This window comes from Ruegeria sp. BHSB058, from assembly GCF_059613285.1.
The window spans coordinates 37,362-60,577 of record NZ_JBXWSF010000002.1 but is presented as its reverse complement, the minus strand read 5'-3'; the positions used below and the strand labels follow the sequence as shown (position 1 = coordinate 60,577).

Annotated in this window: 21 protein-coding genes and 1 pseudogene; 2 read left to right on the top strand and 20 right to left on the bottom strand. The window is 55.8% G+C overall.

What is annotated here, in order from left to right; all coding sequences use genetic code 11:
* Window positions 1-24: 24 nt before the first annotated feature.
* The 4 genes from recG to sciP all read right to left on the bottom strand — a co-directional run bounded on the left by recG (window position 25) and on the right by sciP (window position 5,454).
* Window positions 25-2,115, bottom strand: a complete 2,091-nt coding sequence (recG, locus tag AC2FNB_RS00840) for an ATP-dependent DNA helicase RecG (protein WP_496743922.1) — start codon at window positions 2,113-2,115, stop codon at window positions 25-27.
* Window positions 2,112-4,238 (bottom strand): NAD-dependent DNA ligase LigA, encoded by a 2,127-nt coding sequence (ligA, locus tag AC2FNB_RS00835; protein WP_496743868.1) that lies wholly within the window; start codon window positions 4,236-4,238, stop codon window positions 2,112-2,114. Before ligA ends, recG begins: the two co-directional genes overlap by 4 nt.
* Before the next feature lie 122 nt (window positions 4,239-4,360).
* Window positions 4,361-5,077 carry a response regulator transcription factor CtrA gene (gene ctrA, locus AC2FNB_RS00830; protein WP_496743866.1) on the bottom strand — a complete coding sequence of 239 codons (717 nt, stop codon included), beginning with the start codon at window positions 5,075-5,077 and terminating at the stop codon, window positions 4,361-4,363.
* 86 nt (window positions 5,078-5,163) lie between these two features.
* Entirely contained in the window at window positions 5,164-5,454 is a 291-nt protein-coding gene (gene sciP / locus AC2FNB_RS00825) for a CtrA inhibitor SciP (protein WP_480750998.1), read from the bottom strand.
* 133 nt (window positions 5,455-5,587) lie between these two features.
* Here sciP and mnmA point away from each other — a divergent pair, with 133 nt between their 5' ends.
* A complete protein-coding gene (gene mnmA, locus AC2FNB_RS00820) occupies window positions 5,588-6,733 on the top strand; it encodes a tRNA 2-thiouridine(34) synthase MnmA (RefSeq protein ID WP_496743864.1) in 1,146 nt (381 codons plus the stop codon).
* A gap of 144 nt (window positions 6,734-6,877) precedes the next feature.
* Window positions 6,878-7,562, top strand: a pseudogene (locus tag AC2FNB_RS00815) (IS6 family transposase).
* A gap of 128 nt (window positions 7,563-7,690) precedes the next feature.
* On the opposite strand, the gene lpxB reads toward AC2FNB_RS00815, so the two are convergent.
* The 16 genes from lpxB to AC2FNB_RS00735 all read right to left on the bottom strand — a co-directional run bounded on the left by lpxB (window position 7,691) and on the right by AC2FNB_RS00735 (window position 23,184).
* Complete coding sequence (gene lpxB, locus AC2FNB_RS00810) at window positions 7,691-8,848, bottom strand: lipid-A-disaccharide synthase (RefSeq protein ID WP_496743862.1); 1,158 nt, start codon at window positions 8,846-8,848, stop codon at window positions 7,691-7,693.
* Window positions 8,848-9,642 (bottom strand): LpxI family protein, encoded by a 795-nt coding sequence (locus AC2FNB_RS00805; protein WP_480748427.1) that lies wholly within the window; start codon window positions 9,640-9,642, stop codon window positions 8,848-8,850. Before AC2FNB_RS00805 ends, lpxB begins: the two co-directional genes overlap by 1 nt.
* A 4-nt stretch (window positions 9,643-9,646) precedes the next feature.
* A complete protein-coding gene (gene lpxA / locus AC2FNB_RS00800; protein WP_496743861.1) occupies window positions 9,647-10,432 on the bottom strand; it encodes an acyl-ACP--UDP-N-acetylglucosamine O-acyltransferase in 786 nt (261 codons plus the stop codon).
* Window positions 10,429-10,902: a 3-hydroxyacyl-ACP dehydratase FabZ gene (gene fabZ / locus AC2FNB_RS00795; RefSeq protein ID WP_480748425.1), complete on the bottom strand. Its 474-nt coding sequence runs from the start codon at window positions 10,900-10,902 to the stop codon at window positions 10,429-10,431. The genes lpxA and fabZ overlap by 4 nt, the downstream gene beginning before the upstream one ends.
* Before the next feature lie 70 nt (window positions 10,903-10,972).
* Window positions 10,973-11,560: an OmpH/Skp family outer membrane protein gene (locus AC2FNB_RS00790; RefSeq protein WP_480748424.1), complete on the bottom strand. Its 588-nt coding sequence runs from the start codon at window positions 11,558-11,560 to the stop codon at window positions 10,973-10,975.
* 6 nt (window positions 11,561-11,566) lie between these two features.
* Entirely contained in the window at window positions 11,567-13,927 is a 2,361-nt protein-coding gene (gene bamA, locus AC2FNB_RS00785; protein ID WP_480748423.1) for an outer membrane protein assembly factor BamA, read from the bottom strand.
* 354 nt (window positions 13,928-14,281) lie between these two features.
* The gene (rseP, locus tag AC2FNB_RS00780) at window positions 14,282-15,634 is read right to left on the bottom strand and encodes an RIP metalloprotease RseP (protein ID WP_496743858.1); all 1,353 of its coding nucleotides are present in this window, start codon (window positions 15,632-15,634) and stop codon (window positions 14,282-14,284) included.
* Window positions 15,635-15,638: 4 nt separating this feature from the next.
* Complete coding sequence (gene dxr, locus AC2FNB_RS00775; protein ID WP_496743856.1) at window positions 15,639-16,811, bottom strand: 1-deoxy-D-xylulose-5-phosphate reductoisomerase; 1,173 nt, start codon at window positions 16,809-16,811, stop codon at window positions 15,639-15,641.
* Window positions 16,811-17,593, bottom strand: a complete 783-nt coding sequence (locus AC2FNB_RS00770) for a phosphatidate cytidylyltransferase (RefSeq protein ID WP_480748420.1) — start codon at window positions 17,591-17,593, stop codon at window positions 16,811-16,813. Before AC2FNB_RS00770 ends, dxr begins: the two co-directional genes overlap by 1 nt.
* Window positions 17,590-18,321, bottom strand: a complete 732-nt coding sequence (gene uppS / locus AC2FNB_RS00765) for an undecaprenyl pyrophosphate synthase (RefSeq protein WP_480748419.1) — start codon at window positions 18,319-18,321, stop codon at window positions 17,590-17,592. The genes AC2FNB_RS00770 and uppS overlap by 4 nt, the downstream gene beginning before the upstream one ends.
* A gap of 8 nt (window positions 18,322-18,329) precedes the next feature.
* Window positions 18,330-18,896 carry a ribosome recycling factor gene (gene frr / locus AC2FNB_RS00760; RefSeq protein ID WP_480748418.1) on the bottom strand — a complete coding sequence of 189 codons (567 nt, stop codon included), beginning with the start codon at window positions 18,894-18,896 and terminating at the stop codon, window positions 18,330-18,332.
* A gap of 181 nt (window positions 18,897-19,077) precedes the next feature.
* Window positions 19,078-20,073: an acryloyl-CoA reductase gene (gene acuI, locus AC2FNB_RS00755; protein WP_496743854.1), complete on the bottom strand. Its 996-nt coding sequence runs from the start codon at window positions 20,071-20,073 to the stop codon at window positions 19,078-19,080.
* Between the two features lie 72 nt (window positions 20,074-20,145).
* Complete coding sequence (locus AC2FNB_RS00750) at window positions 20,146-21,240, bottom strand: dimethylsulfoniopropionate demethylase (RefSeq protein ID WP_496743852.1); 1,095 nt, start codon at window positions 21,238-21,240, stop codon at window positions 20,146-20,148.
* A 1-nt stretch (window position 21,241) separates the two neighbouring features.
* Window positions 21,242-21,748, bottom strand: coding sequence for a DinB family protein (locus AC2FNB_RS00745; protein ID WP_496743850.1), 507 nt, complete (start codon window positions 21,746-21,748; stop codon window positions 21,242-21,244).
* Window positions 21,748-22,434 carry a DUF1326 domain-containing protein gene (locus tag AC2FNB_RS00740; protein ID WP_496743848.1) on the bottom strand — a complete coding sequence of 229 codons (687 nt, stop codon included), beginning with the start codon at window positions 22,432-22,434 and terminating at the stop codon, window positions 21,748-21,750. The genes AC2FNB_RS00745 and AC2FNB_RS00740 overlap by 1 nt, the downstream gene beginning before the upstream one ends.
* A gap of 12 nt (window positions 22,435-22,446) precedes the next feature.
* Window positions 22,447-23,184, bottom strand: a complete 738-nt coding sequence (locus AC2FNB_RS00735; RefSeq protein WP_496743920.1) for a DUF2182 domain-containing protein — start codon at window positions 23,182-23,184, stop codon at window positions 22,447-22,449.
* Window positions 23,185-23,216 lie beyond the last annotated feature (32 nt).

The window sequence follows — 23,216 nt, the reverse complement described above, 5'->3', positions numbered from 1 at the left end:
TGTGAACTTTAAGGGATTCTTTGCCTAACCCACTGAAATCAAACGGATCGCCTGATCCTGTTTCATCAGCCACAAAAGAACACGAGCTGCCCTGCCCCGTTCCGACGTCAAGTCTGGGTCTGAAAACAGGAGCGAACGAGCGTCAGATTGCGCAACCGCCATCAAGCCGGCTTGACGCTCAAGGTCCGCGATCCGGAACTTGGGAAGCCCCGATTGTGCGGTTCCGATCAGATCTCCGGCGCCGCGCATTTGCAGGTCCGTTTCGGCAATCCTGAACCCATCTTCAGTCTCGCGCAGAACCTCCAGACGTCTGCGGCCCCCTTCGCTCAGCGGTGACTGATACATGAGCAAACAGGTCGAGTCGGCCTCGCCACGTCCAACACGGCCGCGAAGTTGATGCAATTGTGCGAGGCCGAATATCTCGGCCCGCTCTATTACCATGATCGACGCATTCGGGACGTTCACCCCAACTTCGATCACCGTGGTTGCCACCAGTACCTTGGTGTCACCCCCCTGAAACGCGGCCATCGCCTCGTCCTTTTCGGCTGGCGGCATTTGACCATGCACCAACCCGACCACGCCATCGCCCAACACCGCACGCAGACGTTTGAAGCGGTCTTCGGCCGCGGTCAGGTCCGATACTTCGGATTCGTCAACAAGTGGACACACCCAGTAGCATTGGCGGCCTTCGGCAATGGCTCGGCGCAAGTGGTCCACCACATCGTCCAGCCGTTGGGTACTGATGATGGCCGTTTTGATCGGCTTCCGTCCCGGTGGCTTTTCGTCCAGAACCGAAACATCCATGTCGCCGTACTGCGCGAGTGCAAGGCTGCGCGGAATGGGCGTTGCGGTCATCACCAGAACATCTGCCGCGATACCCTTTTCTGCCAGTTCCATCCGTTGTCGTACACCAAATCGATGCTGCTCGTCGACGATGGCGAGGCGAAGATCATGAAACGTCACGTCGCTTTGGAACACGGCGTGTGTACCGACGAGAATGTGAATGTCACCTCGTTTGAGCGCCTCCAGTTTGGCCTTGCGCTCTGCCCCTTTGTCACGACCGGTCAGGATCTCCAGCACCACGCCGGCGTCTTCTGCCAATGGGCGCAACCCTTCGAGATGTTGCCGGGCAAGAATCTCGGTCGGAGCCATCATTGCGCCTTGCCCGCCCGCCTCGACCGCGAGCAACAACGCCATGAACGCCACCAGGGTCTTGCCTGCCCCGACGTCCCCCTGCAACAGACGGTTCATGCGAGTTGGTGCAGCCATGTCTGCGGCGATTTCTTCCATGGCTCGCACTTGCGCGCCTGTAGGCCGGTACGGGAGACTGCCCAAAACCTTGGATTGCAGAATGCCTGTTCCGACACTGATCAATCCGCGCGACTTTCGCTCGCGCTGACGGGCAAGCGCCAAAGTCAACTGATGAGCAAGCAATTCGTCATAGGCCAGCCGTGCGCGGGCCGGAGCGGTGGGAACCACGTCATCCAGCCCGCTGGGTTCATGTGCTGCCCTTATTGCCGCCTGCCAGTTGGGCCAGCCCTCCTTGGCCAACTGAGCCGGATCAATCCATTCCGACAGGTCCGGTGTCCGCGCCAAAGCGCTTTGCGCGGCCTTGAAGGCCGTCTTTTGCGTCACACCCTGCGTAAGGTGATAAACCGGTTCGAAATCCGGAATATCGTCTGCCTCTTCTACCGGCAACATATGATCCGGGTGCACCATTTGCGCCATGCCGTCGAACAGTTCCAGCTTGCCTGACACGACGCGGCGCGCACCTTGGGGAAGGATCTTTTTCAGATAGTCACCGCGGGCATGAAAGAAGACCAGTTGAAAATCTGTTTGTGAATCCTCGACATGGATTCGGTAGGCTCCTCCCTTGGTTCGTGGAGGCCGATGCGCGCCCACTGTGATTTCAACAGTCAGCGTAGACGGGAACTCTGCCCCTTTGATCGTATCCCGGCGCCGACGGTCAACTACGGCATAAGGCAAGGAAAACAACAGATCCCTCGGCGTCTCGATGTCGAGATGGCCGAAAAGCTGCGCTGTTTTCGGCCCCACTCCTTCCAGCGTCTCCACCCCGGCAAAAAGCGGGAAAAGCTGTTCTGGTCGCCCCTTCATGCGCTTTCGATCAGCTGCAGCCAACCGTCTTCGTCCAGCGTCTCGATACCGAGTTCGGCGGCTTTTTTTGCCTTTGATCCGGCACCGGGCCCGGCGACAAGCAGATCCGTTTTCTTGCTGACCGATCCGGCAACCTTAGCCCCCAGCGCTTCGGCCCGCGCTTTGGCTTCGGCACGTGTCATCTTTTCCAAAGTGCCGGTAAACACCACAGTTTTCCCGGCTACGGGGCTGCCGGATGTATCGGGGCGTTTCGCATCCAACACCGTAAGCTGGGCCACCAGAGCATCGATGGTTTCACGCTCTGCCGGTTGTGCAAAGGCCGAGACCAGCGCCCGCGCCATGACCTCTCCGACACCGTCAATGCTCAACAGGTTTTCCCAATCCGGTCCCTCGAAACCAGCGGCCGCAGTAATCGAACGCTCGAACTCCGGCCAGGTGCTGTAGTGGTTGGCAATCAAGTTCGACGCTGCCTCGCCGACATGCCGGATACCCAGGGCAAACAGTAGGCGTCCGAAGGGTATGGTACGTTTTTCATCAATCGCCGCCCAGAGGTTTGCGGCACTCTGTGCACCCCAACCTTTTCGCTTGGCGAGTTTGGTCAGGTTGGCCGCATCCCGATCGTGCAGCGTGAAGATGTCGACCGGAGTTTTCACCGGCAAATCGGGATCGTCGTAAAACATTTCAATCTGCTTGGCCCCTAGCCCCTCGATGTCAAACGCCTTGCGCGAAACAAAATGCTTCAGCTTTTCGACGGCTTGTGCAGGGCAAATTATACCCCCCACACAGCGGCGGACTGCATCCCCGTCCTCGCGGATTGCGTCGCTGCCACATTCCGGACACCTGAGCGGAAAAACAAAAGGCTCGGCCCCGGCCGGACGTTTGGCAAGATCGACATCTGCCACTTTGGGAATCACGTCTCCCGCGCGGTAGACCTGCACCCAGTCGCCCACGCGAATGTCCTTGCCACCGCGAATGGATCCTCCCTTGGCATCCCGACCGGCAATGTAGTCTTCGTTGTGCAATGTTGCGTTCGAGACGACTACACCGCCAACCGTCACCGGTGACAGGCGCGCCACTGGGCTGAGCGCGCCGGTCCGGCCTACCTGAATGTCGATTGATTCCAATCGGGTCCAAGCGAGTTCGGCAGGGAATTTATGCGCAATCGCCCAACGGGGTGTTGTCGAACGGAATCCCAATCGCGCCTGCAGGGAAAGATCATTAATCTTATAGACCACACCGTCGATATCGTAACCCAAGGTCGCCCGCTGCGCCTCGATCTCGCGGTAGTGCGCAATCATGTCCCTGGTCGTTTCACAAAGTCGGGTCAACGGGTTGGTCTGAAACCCCAACTGATCCAACCGTCCAATTGCGCGCATCTGAGTATCGCCCAGTGGTTCAGACACCTCACCCCAGGAATAGGCAAAGAACTGCAAGGGGCGTGCGCGCGTGATCTCGGCATCCAGTTGCCGCAGCGACCCGGCGGCTGCGTTGCGTGGGTTGGCAAAAAGCTTGCCCCCGACTTCCGCCTGACGCGCATTGAGCGCCTCGAAATCGGCATGCGACATGTAGACTTCACCTCGCACTTCAAGAACGGCGGGAGCACCGTTCAGTCGGTGCGGGATGTCCGGGACCGTCCGGGCATTCGCAGTGACATTTTCACCGATCTCTCCATCACCCCGCGTTGCAGCCTGAACCAGGTCTCCGTTCTCATAGCGCAAGGACAAGGACAGCCCGTCTATCTTTGGTTCCGCAGTATAGCTGAGTGACGTCTCGTCACCTACTCCGAGGTATTTTCGGATTGAACGGTCGAAATCTGTCACATCGTCGTCGTCGAATGCATTTCCCAGCGACAGCATCCGAACCGCGTGGGTAACCTTGGCAAACCCGTCGCTTGCCCTCGCGCCGATCAACTCAGTCGGGCTGTCCATACGCTTGAGCCCCGGGAACCGGGCTTCGATTTCCGAATTGCGGCGCTTTAGAGCATCGTATTCCGCATCGGAAATCTCTGGTGCGTCGAGAACATGATAGAGTTCGTTCGCCCGGTGTAACAGGGCCGAAAGACGCGCCAGTTCTTCCTGGGCCTGAGCCCGGGTCAATTTTTCCACCGGTAGAGTGTCGTTCATGGCCCCGCCCTGTTGCTCGATCTTGATCACCAGTGATAGGGCGAGGCCATGTTCAGGTCCAGATGTGCCGTGTCGTGAGTGGCGTTTCCGTCCGGGACCTCAGGGACGGTATTTTCAAACGTTCAGGCGTTGACAGCCAATCTGACATTGTCGAGCGGTCTGGTTTGCGGATCGCGAAGGACGTAACCACGCCCCCAAACCGTTTCGATATAGTTTTCTCCGCCGGTCGCATTGCTCAGCTTCTTGCGCAGCTTGCAAATGAATACATCGATGATTTTCAACTCCGGCTCGTCCATCCCACCATAAAGATGGTTAAGAAACATCTCCTTGGTCAGGGTGGTTCCTTTTCGCAAACTCAGCAATTCCAACATTTGATATTCCTTGCCAGTCAGATGAACCGACTTTTCATCTACCTCGACAGTCTTTGCGTCCAAGTTGACTGAAACCCGCCCCGTTCGGATAATCGATTGGGAATGCCCCTTGGAGCGGCGAATAATGGCGTGGATACGCGCCACCAATTCTTCCCGATGAAACGGTTTGGTCAGATAGTCGTCAGCGCCAAACCCGAAGCCTTTGATTTTGCTTTCCGTGTCATCCGCTCCTGACAAGATCAGAATTGGCGTCTCCACCCGAGCTATACGCAACTGACGAAGAACTTCGTGCCCGGTCATATCCGGCAAGTTCAAATCCAAAAGAATAAGATCGTAATCATAAAGCTTGGCCAGATCGATCCCCTCTTCCCCGAGATCGGTGGCATAGACATTCAGATTCGCATGCGTCAGCATCAGCTCGATACTTTTAGAGGTCGTAGGATCATCCTCAACAAGTAGTATGCGCATTACTATCTCTCCGCTTCAATCTTGCTCCAACTTCAAACCGAACCTGATCAAGAATGGTTAATCTCTCGTTACTGATGATTTAAATATTATCTTTCTCCTTTAGGTTGTCTATATTTTTTGATTGCTGTCACTTTCAACGCGTCGATTCCGTGATCGGCAATTGCGGCAATCCAGCCTTTCATTTCCTCATCACTCAGGCCGTATTTCTTTTGCGCTTCGGACATGGTAACGAGGCCATATAAGACAGCACGCACGACCATAGCTTTCCTGGACGCGACCCAGCGCGTTGTATCGTCGGGCGGCAAGTCAGCGCGTGACAGAATCGATCCATCCGGCAAGGTAACGGAACGCGGACCTTGGACTTTATGCAAATACATCGCCTGCTCCTCAATCTGGTCATACACCAGTTTTTCCCAGCCTACTTAACTTCAGGTGAAACCGCCTCTTGAGAGTATCTAGGATTTTCCTATATTCTGCCGGTCTTTCTAAACCCGGACTGGAATTGCTCTGATGGCTCTGGATCACGAGACCCCACTCAACTCTCTTGGCTTTGCCAAACCGCCTTCGGAGACTCGTGTTGTGGTCGCGATGTCCGGCGGCGTGGACAGCTCCGTAGTTGCGGCCTATCTGGCAGATCAGGGCTATGACGTCGTCGGCGTGACACTCCAGCTATATGACCACGGTGCAGCATTGGCCAAAAAGGGCGCGTGCTGCGCCGGGATCGATATCCATGACGCCCGCCGTGTGGCCGAGGAACGTGGATTTCCTCACTATGTTCTCGACTATGAGAACATTTTCAAAGACGCCGTCATCGACGAATTCGCCGACAGTTACCTGGCTGGGGCTACGCCGGTGCCCTGCATTCGTTGCAACGAACGGGTAAAGTTCAAGGATTTGCTGGAGACGGCAAAAGATCTTGAAGCCGATTGCATGGCAACCGGCCACTATATTCAACGCAAGATGGGACCTGGAGGTGCAGAGCTTCATTGCGCCGAAGACGCAAACAGGGACCAATCCTATTTCCTTTTTTCCACCACGCCGGAACAGTTGGACTTTCTGCGATTTCCGCTGGGGCATCTGCCATCAAAGAACGCGACACGGGAAATGGCGGCGCAATATGGTCTGGCGGTTGCGGATAAACCGGACAGTCAGGACATCTGTTTCGTTCCAAATGGAAATTATGCAAGTGTGATCGAGAAACTCCGCCCCGGAGCAGCAGAACCGGGCGAGATTGTCCATGCCGACGGGCGAGCGCTGGGCCAGCACAACGGTGTTATCCACTATACGATCGGCCAGCGCAGAGGCTTGGGAATTGGCGGACTTGAAGAGCCACTTTATGTGGTCCGACTTGACGTGGACAAAAAACACGTGGTGGTTGGCCCGAAAGACCTGCTTGCAACCCGCACTGTACCCGTGCGGGAAATCAACTGGCTTGGCGATGACCCTTTCACTTCGCGCTCTGAATGGCATATGTCCGTCAAGGTCCGGTCGACCCGCCCACCACGAGAAGCCATCCTGCGCCCGCTTTCGGGCACGACCGCCGAAGTCGAGCTATTGACGCCCGAGGAAGGAATTTCACCCGGACAAGCCTGTGTATTTTATGAAACGGGCGGCAGCCGCATCTTTGGCGGCGGTTGGATCTGGCGCGGTTATTGAATTGCGTAAGTTCCCGCTGAGGACTGACCCGGTGTGGTCCTTTTCAGCTTTTCCGGATCTGTCGCATACTCTGGCCGGCGTATTGCACCTTCGCGCGGTTTGATCCGACAGTTGATTTGACTGCGGCACTGTTCAGGCATGCCAATGATCAACGTAAAAGGTGCACACTATCCGCAATTGGTCATCTTGTTCGCGGTCTATTTCCATGTCCGGGGCGGCGTCCTGCACCGTGACTTGGAAGAGATTTTGGCGGAACGTGGCGTGTCGGTTGATCATGCGACGCTGAACCGCTGGGTCGTGAAGCTCTCCCCTCAGGTCGATCAGATAGCGCCGAAAAGGAAGATCAGGACAGCGGAAACGTGGCGCATGGATGAGGTCGACGTGAAAGCTCGTGGTGACTGGGTTTATTTATACCGGGCCGTCGACGGTGACGGTCAAACCCTTGATTTAATGCTGTCAACAAAAGCGCGACACGAAAGCTGCAATGAAATTCTTCGCCAACGCCCTGTTTCATAATGGCGCCCCAAAAAAACGGACCACAATTGACGAAAGTCGTAGTAACGCCGCCGGGTTCAAGGGAGTGAACAAGATTTTCAGGCGGTTGCAGATACCTGTCAAGATCGACACCGTCAGATCGAAGTACCTCAACACCATCGTCGAGCGGGATCATCGTTTCATAAAGCGGCTCACGAGACCTGTGCTCGGGTTCAAAAGCTTCATCTCAGCATCAGCAACACTCGCGGGCATCGAGGTGGCCAACATGATCCGAAACGGTCAACTCGGACCTTCGACAAACGGATTCCGTCAATTTGCGGAACTCACAGGATGAATACACCCAACCTGAGCGTTGGCTTTGAACCACCGAAAAGTTTGCGACAGATCCGTGGCGAAGTCCTCCAACGTGGCTAGAATCTGGTTGAAGACTACAGAGGCTGATTCAAAAGGCAAACCGAACCCTTACCTCTTCATTCGCTCCAGAACGGCCCGTGCCGCCCGGAGACCCGGCGCTTCGCCACCTCGTCCCAGACGTTCCATCGTGACTCTCATCGCGTCGGCCTGAGATCGCGGATTGGAATGCACCTGTCGCAATTGGTCGGCGATTTCCGACGGCTGGCAGGCCGGTCCCAGACATTCCGGAACCGTGCGACTTTCACTCACCAGATTGACCAACGTAACAGTATCAAGATTGACCATTCTTTCGGCCAATTTCTGTGTCAGCCAACTGAGTTTATATGCAATTACCATCGGTGTGGCCTGAGCGGCCAACTCTAACGAAACAGTCCCAGATGCGGCCAGCGCCAGTTCGGCGGCAGCAAAACTCGCGCGTTTATAGGCCCCGGCCTGAACCGCGTCGGTTTTACGTGGATCCAAAATGACCGGCTTTCCTGGCCAGTCCGTTATTTGGGTGGCTACGTGCTCGGCCATGTGGGCCACCACCGGGACCACTACACGCATTTCCGGCTTATCTTTCAGAAACAACCGTTGCGCTTCGCCGAATATGGGAGCCAGCCTATCTATTTCGCCGCGACGTGAACCAGGCAGCACCAGCAGAAGCGGAGCTTCGCCCAGATCATAGGCGGCTCGAAATTCGGCAACGTCTTCAGCAGTGGCGACAGGTTCGCTGACGACCGGATGCCCGACGAAATCGCACTCCATCCCTGCACGCTCCATGAAGGGCGGCTCGAACGGTAACAAAGCCAGAACGTGGTCAATGACCTTTGCCATCTTGCCTGCCCGTCCAGGCCGCCAGGCCCAGACGCTGGGGGCCACATAGTGAACTGTGCGAATGTCGCTTTCTGCTTTGACCCGTTTTGCCACACGCAGCGAAAAATCCGGGCTGTCGATGGTGATCATGACGTCCGGCTTGGTGTCCAATACCGCCTGTGCAGTCTCGGCGATACGACGTTTGAGATGAAAGAACTTCGGAAGAACCTCTACCAAGCCCATGACACTGAGTTCCGCCATGGGAAACCGACTGACCAGGCCATTCGCCTCCATCAGGGGGCCGCCAATCCCATCGAACTCCATCCCAGGGTCGAGAGTTTTCAGGCCCTCCATCAGGGCCCCGCCCAACCGGTCACCGGATGGTTCACCAGCCAGCAGGAAGACCCGCATCAGACCGCACGCTCCCGCACCAGCAGGAACAGGCCAAGGCGGTTGCATTCTTCGACCACGGTTTTACGATCCAGAACCATAACCCCGCCTTTTTCGATCACGATACCAGACAGTCCAGCCACAACAGCAGCGGTTACAGTGTCAGGGCCAATGACAGGCAAATCGACCCGCCGGTCCTGATCCGGTTTCGGTGCCTTGAACAGGACACCACCACCCGCATCAGGACGTTGCGTCAACGACTCCAGCATCCAGTTTGTGCCAAACACGCCTTCTATTGCCAATGCTTGCCCATGCAGAACGACGCAGGCCTGGCCGATATCCGCTGCACTCATTGCCCTCAGAATGCCCGCACCCCGATCGGCATCCGCCAAATCTTCATCGGATGGTAACGCATCCGTCAAACACCCCAAAGGCGGCAGAATATCCGGGGCAAGCTCGTGCGCGGCCCGCACCTGCAACCCTGAATCCTCGAAGATACCGATAACTGCCCGCAATGCACCGTCATCGCCGGACATGATCGCTCGCTGAAGAACCGGCACAAGCGGAAGAGTTTGCGCATCGATCCGCTTGGGATCGATTACCGGTCGGCGTACTGTACCCGCCATACAAACCTCGGTCACGCCCTGGGCCAAGAGATCGGCAATAAAACTTCCCAACTGCTCTAGAGGGAACAACTTGTCGACCGGCATTTGGTCAGGTTCGAACCCCTCCAACGCGCATATCAGAGGGCGCTCGGGCAATCTGGCCACCAACTCGTCCGGCAAGGCACCAGTTCCTGCGATCAGTGCCAACATGAGGTCATTTTCCCGGCGTCAGGAAGGAGCGGTCGGTATCGCCGGTCACGAAATCAACGATCCTTTGCACGTATTCGCTGTGACTCGTTTCTCCAACGCGTTTGGCGCGCTCCATGAACGTCCCCCCACCCTCGGAAAGCTCACGAAACGCTGCACGCAGCGCGGAAATATCCTCGCGTGGAACGCCACGTCGCTTGAGCCCAACCAGATTGAGACCATCAAGTACCCCACGTGGCCCCTGAACCAATCCGTAAGGGATCACGTCATTGGGAACCATTGTAAGCGCTCCGATAATCGCGCCCCGACCGACGCGCACCCATTGATGCAATCCCGAGATACCACCCACGATCACGTCATCTTCGATGATACAGTGACCAGCCGCACCTGCGTGATTGACCATGATGACACGGTTGCCGATCTGCACGTCGTGAGCCACGTGGACACCCGCCATCAACAAACAATCATCGCCGATCCTGGTAACACCGCCGCCACCCACGGTGCCGGAATTGACAGTGACATGCTCGCGGATGCGGTTTCGTTTGCCGATTTCCAGCCGCGTATTTTCGCCCTGGAACTTCAAATCCTGTGGGATTTCACCAATCACCGCGAAATTGAAGATGACGGTATCTTCTCCGATCGAGGTTTCACCGGTGACAACGACATGGGATTTTAACTCTACCCGATCAGCCAAGTTGACCTGCGGCCCAACATAGCAAAAAGGACCAATCACACAGTCCCGACCGATGGCTGCGCCGTCTTCAACAATAGCGCTGGGGTGAACACGGCTCATGTCGTTTTTTCCATATCCCAATCGACATAAGCCGAAAACTCGGCTTCGGCAGCCACTTCTCCATCCACGGTTGCGCGTCCGCTGAACTTGAAAATCTTGCCACCAACCTTGCCGCGCACGGTTTCGACATGCATTTCCAATACGTCGCCTGGCACAACCTTGCGCCGGAATTTGCACTTGTCGATATTCATGAAATAAATCAGCAGTTCGCTGTCGATGACGTTCATGCCGACCCCCAGCATTACCCCTGCCGTCTGTGCCATCGCCTCGACAATCGTCACGCCGGGCATAATCGGGGTTCCGGGGAAATGTCCCTGAAAATGCGGCTCGTTCATTGTGACGTTCTTGATGCCCACTGCCGAGTGGTAGCCCTTGATATCGACAACCTTGTCGACCAGCAGAAACGGATAGCGATGCGGCAGAATACGCTGAATCAGCTGGATGTCTGCACTCTTGGTTTCCGTGGTCATGGCGCGATTTTCCTGTTCTGGATGTCTTTCATGCGTGGTTAGCAATACAGTTCGGTTAGGGCAAGCGTACCTACTCCGTATCGCGGTTTTCCAACTCTCGCCCGTCACCAATCGCGGCATTGATACGGGCGATTGCCAAATCGGTGATATCCGTTGCGTCCGAGCTTAAAAACACATTCGAGCGTTCCAGGATCACTCCTGCCCCGGTATCCTGCATGAGGCGGGCAAGAACAGGTCTTACCAACTCTCGAAACATGGCCCGCGCTCGATCCGTTCTCGCTGTAAGCGCATCCAGTTTCGCCTTTTGCCCATCCCGGTGTGATTGGACCTTATTGTCAAATGCATCCGCCAGTTCGCGAAACGCATCGGGTTCCATGTCACGACGCAGTTCGGTCAGTTCTTTTTCTTCGCGGCTCAGGTCGGCGATGATCCGTTCGTTCTCGGCGGCGAGCATCGCTCCTTCTGCCTCAATCTCCTCGATAACCCGCCGCCCGAAAGCCGATTCAGAAAAGAGTTTTTCACTGGATATCGTAAGGATGTCTTTCTCGGGCAAACCGAGCTGTTGCGCATTGACTGGGAAGGGAGAGTAGTGAACCAGAAACAAACACAAGGCCCAAATCGGGCCTTGTGTCAGAAACTGGCGAACATAGGTGTTCATTCGGCCTCAGAACCGTGCCTGAATTGTCAGGTCAAAGCTCTGCTCCTTGTCGAAGTCTTCCTTTTTGAGTGCCTTTGAGAAATTGAAGCGTAGCGGCCCGAAACCTGTAGTCCAAAGGAATGACAACCCGATCACATGGCGAACCGAGCCATCCGCCCCAACGATATTGCCGCCAGCCGTATTCACGTTGTCCAGATTGTAGAGGTTCCCCACATCATAAAACACACCGCCACGCAGCCCAAGCTCCTCCGGCAATCCCAACGGGAAATCCGCCTCGAAACGCGCGACCCAGTAATAGTTGCCTCCAATGGCGTCATCCTGGCCGTTGGACAGATCGCGCGGCCCGATCCCGGCTGGTTCAAAACCGCGGAACGTGTTGGGCCCCAGGATGAAGCGGTCGATAGTACGGCTAAAGTTGTCCCCACTCCAGGAAAGAGCCCCTACTTCCAAGTCGGCGCGCAGCGTCACTTCTTCATTCAGAACCCTTTGCTGAGCAACAGCCCTGGCAGTGGTTTTGATGTATTCATTGTCACCACCCAAACCGGCTGCATCTACACCAACCTGGAACAGCACACCGGCATTCGGGTTCAAACCGCCAATACGGCTGTCATAGGTGTATGACAGGCCCAATGAGCTCGAAGTCAATTCACCCTGATTGATTTCCGACTGAATAACACTACCGACAGCCTGATCTTCCCGCGAGATCATTTCGCTATCATCCCAACTGTAGCGCAGGGTAAGCGTAGAAAGCTCGCCGATCGCATAACTCAGGGACGGATTGAAGAAAACACGCTTGGTGTCATAGTTCGCAAAGCTCGAGTTTTGCCTGGCCAAACCCAAACCCAGGTCGAACCGCAAACGACGGCCCAACAGATATGGTTCCGAGAAATTGATTGCATATTGCTCAGAGTCCTGTGCGGTCGACAAGGTCAGGCCAAGTGTTTGACCGCGCCCAAGGAAGTTGGTTTCCTGAAGGCCGACCGCAACACCAAAACCATCCGAAATCGAGTAGCTGCCACCAAGGTTGAGCGAACCAGTTGGCTGTTCTTCAACGTCCACGTCAACAATTACCTGACTTGGTGACGTTCCTTCGCGGGTCTCAACGTCAGCGGTCGAAAAGAAACCCAAAGCGCGAATTCGTTCTGCGCTTTGACGGATTTCACGCGGGTTGAATGGATCACCTTCCACGGTGTCGAACTGCCGGCGGATCACGCGATCAAGTGTTGTGGTATTCCCCTCAATGTCGATCCGCTCGACAAAGATGCGCGGTCCTTTGACCAGTGCGAAGGTGACATCCAGCGTCAAATTTCTATCGTTCCGATTCACGCGAGGCTCGACACGCAGAAAGTCCACTCCCTGCTTCAGACCAAGCCTCTCCAACCGAACTAACGAGTTCTCAACATGCGATGGTGAATAAATCACACCCGGCTTGATCTTCAGCGCAGCCTGATATGGTGCCGCATCAACACCAGGGATTTCGCTAACCACCGAAACATTGCCGAACTTGAACTGCTGGCCCTCTGTCACGTTCATGACCAGAAAGAACGCATCGCGTTCACGGGTGAATTCCACGTTGGCGCTGTTGACGCGGAAATCAACATATCCGCGCGACAGGTAGAAATCGCGAAGCACTTGTTTGTCAAACTCAATGCGATCCGCAATGAAGGTATCCGAGCGGAAAAAGGCCCGTAAAAGACCGGCCTGCTTGGTTTCCAGAACCCTGCGCAAGCGGCGGTCGGAATAAACGCGGTTGCCAACAAAGCTAACTCTTTCGATCTCGATCGTATCGCCCTCGGCGATTTCGAAAACCAGATCGACGCGGTTATCGCTGCGCCTGATGATCCTTGGAACGACAGTTGCCGCGACCCGCCCCTGTGCCGAGTAAATCTCGGCAATCAAATTTGCGTCTTTTTCAGCCTGTTCGGGTGTGAACACCCTGCGCGACTCGGACTGGATCACTTCCTGCAAACGGTCGTCGTTGATGCGTCGATTGCCTTCGAAACTGATCTTGTTGATCGTCGGGTTTTCTTTGACCGAAATAACCAAGGTATTGCCACGAGGCGTGAGTTCGACTGTCTCAAAAACACCACTGTCAAGCAGACGCTGAAAGGCGTCATTCAACTGTCCAGCGGTCACTTCCTGCCCCCGTTCTATGCCGGCACGCGAAACAACGGTTGTGTCATCAATACGCTGATTGCCTTCGACCTGGATCGAGTTGAAAGTGTATGTTTGCGCCAGTGCGGCCCCGGTTGTAGAGAAACTGGCCGCAGCAAAGACCAGAAAAATAGAAAGTACAGCGCGCAACAAGATATAGCTATGCACCGTGTTTCGATCGCAGGATGTGCGCGCGCCTCTGCCGTCACTCATGTTATCAATCCAAGTTTTTGTGGCCCTAGAATGGTCACTACCGGGATATCTGCATGTTGTCAAAACCACAAAAGCAAAGCGCGACCAAAAGGTCGCGCGGTTCGGGATTGCTCATAACAAAGAATCAGAGGCTCAGCACATACGCTCCTGCCGCTAGTGCCAGCGCAATCGCTCCAAAACTGAGAAACCTATCCCAGTTCAAAGACATGATGAGGCTGATGCCGCGATACGAAGTTTGCAGAGAATGAATCATGGTTTGATCGACAGAATGATGTGGTTCAGTTGAGCCAGCCTAGCTTTGGAATGAGGCATTACTGAGGCGGAATTGAGGCGTATCGCCACTGTTCCATTTACTCAGCAGAACAAGTCATTGCTAAGGGAAAACACCATCAATGACAGGATCAACGTGATCCCGACCCCCATCAACACCTTCAACGCCGCATCACTGGGTGGACGTCCGGCAATGGCTTCGTAGGCATAAAACACCAGATGCCCCCCATCCAACGCCGGGATCGGGAACAGATTCAGCATTCCAACTGCGGTCGACAAAACAGCGATGAACCAAATGAAACTTTGCGCCCCCTGGCTGGCCATGGCGCCGGATGTTTCCGCAATACCGATCGGTCCGGAAATATTGCAGGTGCTGATCGCACCAGTGATCATGTGCCATATGCCAGACAATGACCCTTCGACAATTCTCATCGTCTGTGCAGCGCCGTTGCCGAGTGCTGTCAGAAAACCGGTTGGTTCGGTGGCAGGCTCCAGCATCATCCCGCCAACAATCCCAATCCGCCAGTGCGTGACAAACCCGCCTTCGGGTTGCGGCTCATCCGTACGCCTGGGTGCCAACGCGAACTCGTGCGTTTGCCCGTCCCGCCAGACATCCAACAGCAATACGCGTCCATCGGACGTTTCGACGCGCTCTTTCAATTGAGAAAAGGCAAAGATCGGATCGCCATCAACGGACAGAATAACGTCCCCCGGTTCCAACTCAATGTCCATCGCCGCGCTGCGCGGGGCAACTTGTTGAATCAAAGGTGGAAACAGCCAAGGACCTTTGACAACCAGTTCTTGTCCATCCCGTAGAACCGTGTAGTCCAAAGACGCGGACTCAGGCAGGCTGTCGACAAATCCGGACCATTGGGCGCTTTGGTCGAAATCCGGTGTATCTACTCCATTGATTGCTCTGATTTCGTCGCCGATCCGCAACTCTTGAACCGTGTTCGGCAACGGGAACAATTCTCCCACAGTCAGGGGGCTTTTGGCCTGCCCCTGAAACATGAATATCAAACCGAATACGATTATCGACATAATAAAATTGAAGACCGGCCCAGCGGCAACAGTTGCTGTACGCGCCCAAAGCGGTGCGCCGTGCATGGTGTGGCGGATATCATCCGGATTGTTGCGATAGATCTCGGCCATTGACTCGCCATCCTTGCCCGATGCCGCGTTGGCATCCCCCAGGAATTTGACGTAGCCACCAAATGGCAGGGCCGCGATCTGCCAACGCGTGCCATGCTTGTCCATCCGACTCCACAAGACCGGTCCGAAACCCAGGGAAAACACTTCGGCGTGTATGCCGGTCCAACGGCCAACGATATAGTGGCCATATTCGTGCACGGCCACAATAACAGACAGCGCCACGACAAAGGCCAGAATCGTATACATAAATCCGCCAAATTGCGGGATCAGAGTGATGATATCCAAGTTTTTATCCTGCTCGTTTCAGCATCGCGTCATCTGTCCACCTACGTGCCAGATGGTCTGTTTGCTTAACGTTATCAAGGGTCATTGGGGCGTCAATAAGACCTGAAGCGCCCTCAAATCTGTCAAGAACGCTTTCAACGATGGCAGCCATCTCCAGAAACCCGACTTTGCGCGCTATGAAGAGATCCAAGGCTCGCTCTTTAGCCGCATTGAAAACAGCGCCTGCCAAGCCCCCTCGTTCCATCACTTCGCGCGCCAGTCGAAGTGCGGGATACCGCGTTTCGTCCGGTTGACGAAAATGCAACCGCTCAAGTTTTGTCAGATCCAGACGATCAACTGGCAATTCGCGTCGTTCCGGCCAATGCAATGCATAACCGATGGCGTGGCGCATGTCAGGCGCTCCCAAGTGCGCCATCAATGCGCCGTCACGAAACCCAACCAAAGCGTGCACCATGGATTCTGGATGGACGACGACTTCGATCTGCGATGGGTCAACACCGAAAAACTCTCTTGTTTCGATAAGTTCAAGCGCCTTGTTGAACATGGAGGCGCTATCAATGGTAATCCGCTGACCCATATTCCAGTTCGGATGCCGTGAAGCCTGTTCCACTGTCGCCTGCTTCAGGTCTTCCATCGACCAGTCTCGAAACGCTCCACCACTTGCCGTAATAATGACTCGTTCGACCGCTTCAATATCCTCGCCAACCAACGCCTGAAACACCGCCGAGTGTTCGCTGTCGACCGGCAGCAGACTTGCATTGTGAGCTTTGGCAGTTTCCAACACCAATTTACCGGCACAAACCAGCGTTTCCTTGTTGGCGAGTGCCAGCGTAGCACCTTGTTTCAGCGCCTCGAGCCCCGGTGCCAGCCCCGCGGCACCGACGATCGCTGACATGACCCAGTCAGCCGGCCTGGACGCGGCCTCGTCCAACGCTGCCTGCCCCGCCGCCGCTTCGACACCGGTGCCGGCCAAAGCGTGGCGCAGTTCCGGCAGGCATTCTTCGTAGGCAGTAATCGCGACGTCCGCGCGCAAACGCTGGGCGTCTTCAGCCAAACGCTTAACATTCGCACCGCCGGTCAGAGCGACGATGTCATAAGCGTCCACATCACGATCAATCAAATCGATGGTGCTTTGACCAATCGACCCGGTGGCGCCGAAAATCGTGACCTTTCGCATTACATCACCCCGGGCTCATAAATGAGCCCTGCCAACAAGACAAATACGGCCGCACCCATCATACCATCAAAGCGATCCAGAAAACCGCCATGCCCCGGAATTAGATTGGAGCTGTCCTTGACACCCAGCCTGCGCTTCAAAGCGCTTTCGGCAATATCCCCGAACTGGCTGGCCATGGACGTCATGACAGACATGACAATCAAACCAGGACCAATCCCCGCATAAACAGAGAATACTGCGCCAACAAGCCCAGCTGCGATCCATCCGCCGGCGGTTCCGGACCAGGTTTTTTTGGGACTGACACGAGGCCAGAACTTGGGGCCTCCAATAGCCTTCCCAGCAAAATACCCGGCCACATCGGTAGCCACTACAACGGCGATCAACCAAAGAATCCAGCCGAACCCCAAGCCTTCGCGGATGAGGATGAAGCCCAATCCCGACGCGGCGATCCAGAACGCGAATACTAAATAAATGCCCTTCTCTCGACCGACCTGTCCTGCTCCGACCAGAGCAGGGGCCAACAGAACCGGCAGGCGGAAAACGGGCGGAAGGTGGTAGCTTATGAAAACCGCTAAGCCAGTCACAAGCGCGAGTTGAAGCGCAACCCCACGATGATCGGGAGAGATCATCCGAGCAAGCTCCCAAATCATAAGTGCCGACGCCGCCGCGATAAAGGACTCGAACCATAGCCCACCAAGCCACACTTCGACCGCCCCGACAGTAACCAGAACCATGGCCGAAATAACGCGAGCCGTCAGATCCGACCAACGCCCATCATTCATACCTTAACGGCCCCAAAACGGCGGTCGCGTGCACCATAACTCCGGCACAGGCGCTCAAGTTCGCTGGCCGTAAAATCCGGCCACAATGTATCGATAAACTCATACTCGGCATAGGCGGACTGCCAGAGAAGGAAGTTGGAGATTCGCGCCTCGCCGCTGGTTCGGATCACCAGATCCGGGTCCGGTAAAACATGTGTATCCAGGTATTTGGGCAGCGTCTCTTCGTCGACGTCATCGGGTTTCAACCGACCATCGGCGACGTCTTGTGCCAGACGCTTCGTAGCCCGCGACACCTCATCCCGGCCACCATAGTTGAGCGCAATTGTAAGGTTCACGCCTTTGTTTTCCCTGGTTCTTTCCTCCAGCGTGTCCATTAGCAAAATCAGCTTTTCATCCAATCGAACCCGATCGCCAATAAAACGAACCCGAACGCCTTTCGCATCCAGCGCCATTGTTTCCTTGGCAATATAACGACGGAAAAGACTCATCAACCCGGCGACTTCCGCCTGCGTACGCTTCCAGTTTTCGGTTGAGAAAGCAAAAATCGTCAAATACTTGATGCCAAGATCAGGGCACGCCTCAACCACTTCACGGACACGTTTTGCACCCGCATGGTGACCAAACAGCCTTGGTCGCCCCCTGGCCTGCGCCCAACGCCCATTGCCATCCATTATGATGGCGACATGACGTGGCCCCACGGCCGGTTCGCTTATGGGATCTTTTGGCATGGTGCCGCTCAGACCTGCATGATTTCCGCTTGTTTATGCTCCAACGCGTCGTCCACGGTCTTGATCATCTTGTCGGTCAGTTCCTGCACTTCGGCTTCCCAGAACTTCTGGTCATCTTCCGAGACCGCATTGTCGTTCTTAGCTTTCTTGATCTGGTCCATCCCGTCTCGGCGCACGTTTCGAATGGCAACGCGGGCATGTTCCGCATATTGCCCCGCAACCTTGCCCAACTCACGACGACGCTCTTCGTTCAGCTCGGGGATCGGCAACATTATGATGGTGCCATTGAGTTGCGGATTGATTCCCAATCCACTTTCACGAATGGCTTTTTCCACTTTTCCAACCAACGATTTGTCCCAGACATTTACGGTAACCATTCGCGGCTCAGGGACATTCACGGTGCCAACCTGGTTGATCGGGGTCAACGCGCCATAGGCATCGACCATGATCGGCTCCAACATCGAGGCGGACGCACGCCCCGTTCGCAGCGAGGCGAATTCTGTACGCAGGTTGGCCATCGCGCCGTCCATGCGGCGCTGCAGATCTTTGGTATCCAGTTCAAAATCATCAGACATGCTGCTCACTCCCCGAATTCAGGTGCTGTTGGGATGGGTGATAAGCCATCACAAATGGGATGTATAGCAATCATGGCCGGGAATTCTCGCAATTGCGAGAGGACTCGCCGAATTTCACAATAACAAGGGACGTGACCCGCCCGACCCTTTTTGGTCGACGGGTCACCAAATTAGGACGAACCTAAGCGTTCACATCCACTACGACGCGACCTTTGACCTGACCTTTCAGGATATCTCCGCCCAGTTTTGGCAGATCTCCGAGTGTCGCAGGCTGGATCATTTCCTCAAGCTTATCCAAGGGCAGGTCAGAGGCGATGCGATTCCATGCTCGTACGCGGTTGGCATAAGGTTGCATCACACTGTCGATACCGAGCAGGTTCACGCCGCGCAGTATGAATGGCGTGATTAACGCGCCCTCGATTACCGCTCCTCCAGCCAGACCAATGGCGGCAACGGATGCGCCATATTTCATCTGCTTTAAGACCCGCCCCAGCATCACACCGGCAACGGCATCGACGCAGCCGGCCCAGGTTTCGCTTTCCAATGGCTTGCGCGTGGTTTCACTGAATTCATCCCGTCCGACAACCTGGGTCGCACCCAACCCCCTGAGATACGCTTCTTGCTCCGGACGACCAGTCACAGCCGCGACTTCATAGCCGAGATTGGCCAGAATGGCGGTTGCCACACTGCCGACGCCTCCTGCCGCCCCGGTAACCAGAACCGGCCCGTGATCCTTTTGCAGACCGTGATCCTCCAACGCCATGACAGCAAGCATCGACGTAAGTCCTGCGGTTCCGACCGCCATCGCCTGGCGCGTATCCAACCCCGCAGGCAATGGAACCAACCAATCAGCCAACACCCGAGCTTTTTGCCCGTACCCGCCCCAATGCGCCTCACCCACGCGCCAACCGGTCAGAACCACTTTGTCACCGGGTTTGTAACGATCATCGGAACTTTGCTCGACCGTCCCCGCAAAATCGATTCCCGGAACATGCGGGTACTTGCGAACAAGCCCCCCGCCCGGTCCGATGCACAACCCGTCCTTGTAGTTCACAGTAGAGAAATCGACAGCTACCAGAACCTCGCCATTCGGCAGATCATCCACAGCGATCTGCTTTACGGACGCACTGGTCTTTCCGCTTTGCTCGTCTTTTTCCACAACCAACGCATTGAACATCTCAATCTTCCCTTTTCATTTCCGGGTTACAGTCCGCTCTTCTTTCTCTCCAAGAAATTGACGTACCCTATTTTAACGCCAAAACCGGTCCTGCACGACAGCCCATCGCATACCGTGTTCCGTTAAAACCTCGATACGAGTTCCCGGTTCCCAACAGGCGCGATCAACCATGCCTATTGCCACATTCACCTGAAATTCAGGCGAGAACACAGCCGACGCGACCTGTCCCACACTGCCACCGTTGGCCACCAACGGCCAGGACCCTGTGCAGGGTCCAATCTCGCCCTCGATCACCAGGGGCCGGATCTGTCGCGGCGGTCCGTTACGCGCCTGCTCGGCCAAAGCGGCCTTGCCGATGTAGTCCTCGGGAGAGTTGCAGAATCGTCCCAACCCACATTCATACGGGGTATTCTCGCGCCGCATGTCCGAGCCAAAGCTCAATAGCCCGCTTTCGACCCTTTCTATTCCGTTGGGACATCCGGCACGCACCTGCAAGTCACGTCCGGCCGCAAACAGGGCGTTCCACAACGGCATGCCGTATTCTTCGCCTTCGACATAAACCTCGAATCCGCCTTGTTTGGACCAACCTGACCGTGCGACCACGAACTCACGATCCTCGAACCGGAGCTTTTTGTAGCGGAAGAAACGGATATCCCGCACGGCGTCGCCAAAGACACGCGCCATCAACTCATCGGCCTTGGGGCCTTGAACCGCCAGAGGAGACACATCCGGTTCGTCAACCTCCACGTCCAAACCCAGTGCAACGGCGATGCCCAAAGCAAATTGCCACAGATCACCGTCAGCGACCGACAGCCAATAGTGATCTTCTGCCAGTTTCACGGCCACAGGATCGTTCAACATGCCACCGTTGTGATCAACCGTCGGAACGTAATAGCATTGATCCGCCGCCATACTGCCCATGTCGCGCGGGCTGAGCATCTTCATCAGCCGCAGAGCATCCGGCCCCTTTATCTCGACCTGCCTCTCACAGGCGACATCCCAAACCTGTACATGTTGCTTGAGATGTGCGCAGTCCGCCTCGACGCTTTCAAAGAAAGTCGGCAGCAACATGTGGTTGTAGACCGTGTAGCCGCCGACACCTTGGGCTTCGACCCCAGGTGTGAACGGCGTCTTTCGGACACGACGGTTAGGAAAAATAACGGCCATATCAGAACTCCGTCGGCATGAAGATCAGATCGCTGACCGGTGCCTTGGAACCGGTCTCTGTCAGCATTTTGTGAATTTGCCCCCTATGATGGGTCTGATGGTTGAAAAAATGGATGATCACCATCGCCACGGGCTTGCTGATCTCGCGCTTCGCGACTCCCGAGTACCACGTGATTTTCCCTGCCAGAGCTTGATCGTTCAATCTGTCCGCCCATTTGACGATCCGATCATCCATCTCACGCCGCGCGGGCAACCATGTGGCCAATTCGCTATGCAGCGCAGCACTGTGAGGAATACCACCTTCGGGTCCCGGACCGCCATCAAAGCGCGACATCCAAATTGTATCCCCCCAGAGCAGGTGGTTCGCCGTTCCAAGGATCGAGCTGAAGAACGCTCCCCGATCTCGGGTCAGTTCATCGGCGCTCAACGCATCAAAAAAGCTCACCAACTGGCTGTTTTGCCAGCAATTATAGCGGGCCAATTCGCGCGCATACGCTGCCGAGATCATCACTTTGGTCCGTGCCAGTCGATCTGGCAGATTTCAGCGGAACGCCCGTCAAAATCCCAGACCCGGCCAAAGGCCCGCACCTTGCCCTTCGAGGCCGTGGCGACTGTGATGTCCGGCCCCATCCAGTATTCCGTGTTCGAGATCACGATATCCGTATCCTTGTCCTTGCCCTGGACCGGGAAGACAGTGCCCTGGATTTTTCGGCCCACCGTGATGTGGCGGTTCTTGCCTTCGTTGACATACGTAACCGGCTGCCGTTCGGCCCCAAGAAACTCACCCACCAAAACCGAGAACAGGCCGGTCGTTCCCTTCGCCTGCCCAGAAAAGATTTTGACCAGACCCTCGAACGCAGCGTGGCTTGCGCGATCATCGATGAACACGGCGGCCTTCCAGTTGCCGCGCGACATCATGCCCGGTATTTCGATGAGCAACCCGATGTTTAGACCGGACAAATCCTCGTCCCCATAGTGACCGCTGTCGATCCGAACACCGCCCCAGGTCTGGCAATGTCCTTCGGTCGGTGGATGCTTGCCCAACGATACCACGCAGGGGCAAAACACCGTGCAATTGCAGTTCAACACCAGTTCACCCTTGATCGTCCAAGGCGTCAGGCCGGGATCCTTGCGTTCCGCGGCAGGATGACGGCTGTCGATTTTTTCAACCACTTCCAAACGGTCGTTTGCCATGAGTATTCCTCCTTAGATCAATCCGAAACCGATCGCCGCGGCGGTCGCAAGAAGCAGCGCGCCCAACGGTCGGGTAATCCAGCGCCCGAGATCGGGCATTTTCTCGATAATCATTATCGCGGTCGCCAACCCCATGAACGCCAGGTTCATGACACCTCCGACAAACGCCAACAGCATGAGCGCCCAGCAGCAACCCAGACAGACCAACCCCAACCTGATCCCGTTGCGCCACGGCCCTTCATCCCAATGCGCCAAAAAGAACATCATGGGCGAGCGACATTTTTCCAGGCAGGCATCCTTGATCGGAGAAAACTGATAAAGGCCCGCGATGGCCAGCAGACTGGCGGACAACCAGACACTGCCGCTTTGTCCCAACGGATCAAGCAATCCGACTTGATAGAGACCAAACTGCAGCAACGCAGCAGCAACGGAGAACCCAATCCAGACCGACAGATATCCGCCCAGCAACCGCGGCATCCGCACCGGAGCACCGGTCTGACCGAGTTCTTCGTAAGTTGCCAAGGCGGGCAAAACGGTAGGTGCCATCATCGCCGCAGACATCAAGACCCACATGGCGATCAAACGCGCAAATCCGGCTGTATCCGGTGTTACGATGCACAAGCTGGCCCAGAATTCGCCGCCATAGACAGATGCAAACTGGCGTATTTCGGACGGAACGGCCATAAGATACAGCAACGTCCAGGCGGTTACGATCACCGCAAACAACCCCAACCAGTGAGGCGCGGACATGGCGCGAATGCGACTCGACAGCACGGCTATCC

Bases quoted from the DNA above. Each gene is read 5' to 3' on its own strand.
- lpxB (WP_496743862.1), bottom strand. From the start codon at position 8,848: ATGCGGGTCTTCCTGCTGGCTGGTGAACCATCCGGTGACCGGTTGGGC.
- AC2FNB_RS00740 (WP_496743848.1), bottom strand. From the start codon at position 22,434: ATGGCAAACGACCGTTTGGAAGTGGTTGAAAAAATCGACAGCCGTCAT.
- AC2FNB_RS00805 (WP_480748427.1), bottom strand. From the start codon at position 9,642: ATGTTGGCACTGATCGCAGGAACTGGTGCCTTGCCGGACGAGTTGGTG.
- acuI (WP_496743854.1), bottom strand. From the start codon at position 20,073: ATGTTCAATGCGTTGGTTGTGGAAAAAGACGAGCAAAGCGGAAAGACC.
- uppS (WP_480748419.1), bottom strand. From the start codon at position 18,321: ATGCCAAAAGATCCCATAAGCGAACCGGCCGTGGGGCCACGTCATGTC.
- AC2FNB_RS00750 (WP_496743852.1), bottom strand. From the start codon at position 21,240: ATGGCCGTTATTTTTCCTAACCGTCGTGTCCGAAAGACGCCGTTCACA.
- fabZ (WP_480748425.1), bottom strand. From the start codon at position 10,902: ATGACCACGGAAACCAAGAGTGCAGACATCCAGCTGATTCAGCGTATT.
- AC2FNB_RS00790 (WP_480748424.1), bottom strand. From the start codon at position 11,560: ATGAACACCTATGTTCGCCAGTTTCTGACACAAGGCCCGATTTGGGCC.
- AC2FNB_RS00745 (WP_496743850.1), bottom strand. From the start codon at position 21,748: ATGATCTCGGCAGCGTATGCGCGCGAATTGGCCCGCTATAATTGCTGG.
- frr (WP_480748418.1), bottom strand. From the start codon at position 18,896: ATGTCTGATGATTTTGAACTGGATACCAAAGATCTGCAGCGCCGCATG.
- ligA (WP_496743868.1), bottom strand. From the start codon at position 4,238: ATGAACGACACTCTACCGGTGGAAAAATTGACCCGGGCTCAGGCCCAG.
- recG (WP_496743922.1), bottom strand. From the start codon at position 2,115: ATGAAGGGGCGACCAGAACAGCTTTTCCCGCTTTTTGCCGGGGTGGAG.
- ctrA (WP_496743866.1), bottom strand. From the start codon at position 5,077: ATGCGCATACTACTTGTTGAGGATGATCCTACGACCTCTAAAAGTATC.
- AC2FNB_RS00770 (WP_480748420.1), bottom strand. From the start codon at position 17,593: ATGAATGATGGGCGTTGGTCGGATCTGACGGCTCGCGTTATTTCGGCC.
- AC2FNB_RS00735 (WP_496743920.1), bottom strand. From the start codon at position 23,184: ATGTCCGCGCCTCACTGGTTGGGGTTGTTTGCGGTGATCGTAACCGCC.
- dxr (WP_496743856.1), bottom strand. From the start codon at position 16,811: ATGCGAAAGGTCACGATTTTCGGCGCCACCGGGTCGATTGGTCAAAGC.
- bamA (WP_480748423.1), bottom strand. From the start codon at position 13,927: ATGAGTGACGGCAGAGGCGCGCGCACATCCTGCGATCGAAACACGGTG.
- lpxA (WP_496743861.1), bottom strand. From the start codon at position 10,432: ATGAGCCGTGTTCACCCCAGCGCTATTGTTGAAGACGGCGCAGCCATC.
- mnmA (WP_496743864.1), top strand. From the start codon at position 5,588: ATGGCTCTGGATCACGAGACCCCACTCAACTCTCTTGGCTTTGCCAAA.
- sciP (WP_480750998.1), bottom strand. From the start codon at position 5,454: ATGTATTTGCATAAAGTCCAAGGTCCGCGTTCCGTTACCTTGCCGGAT.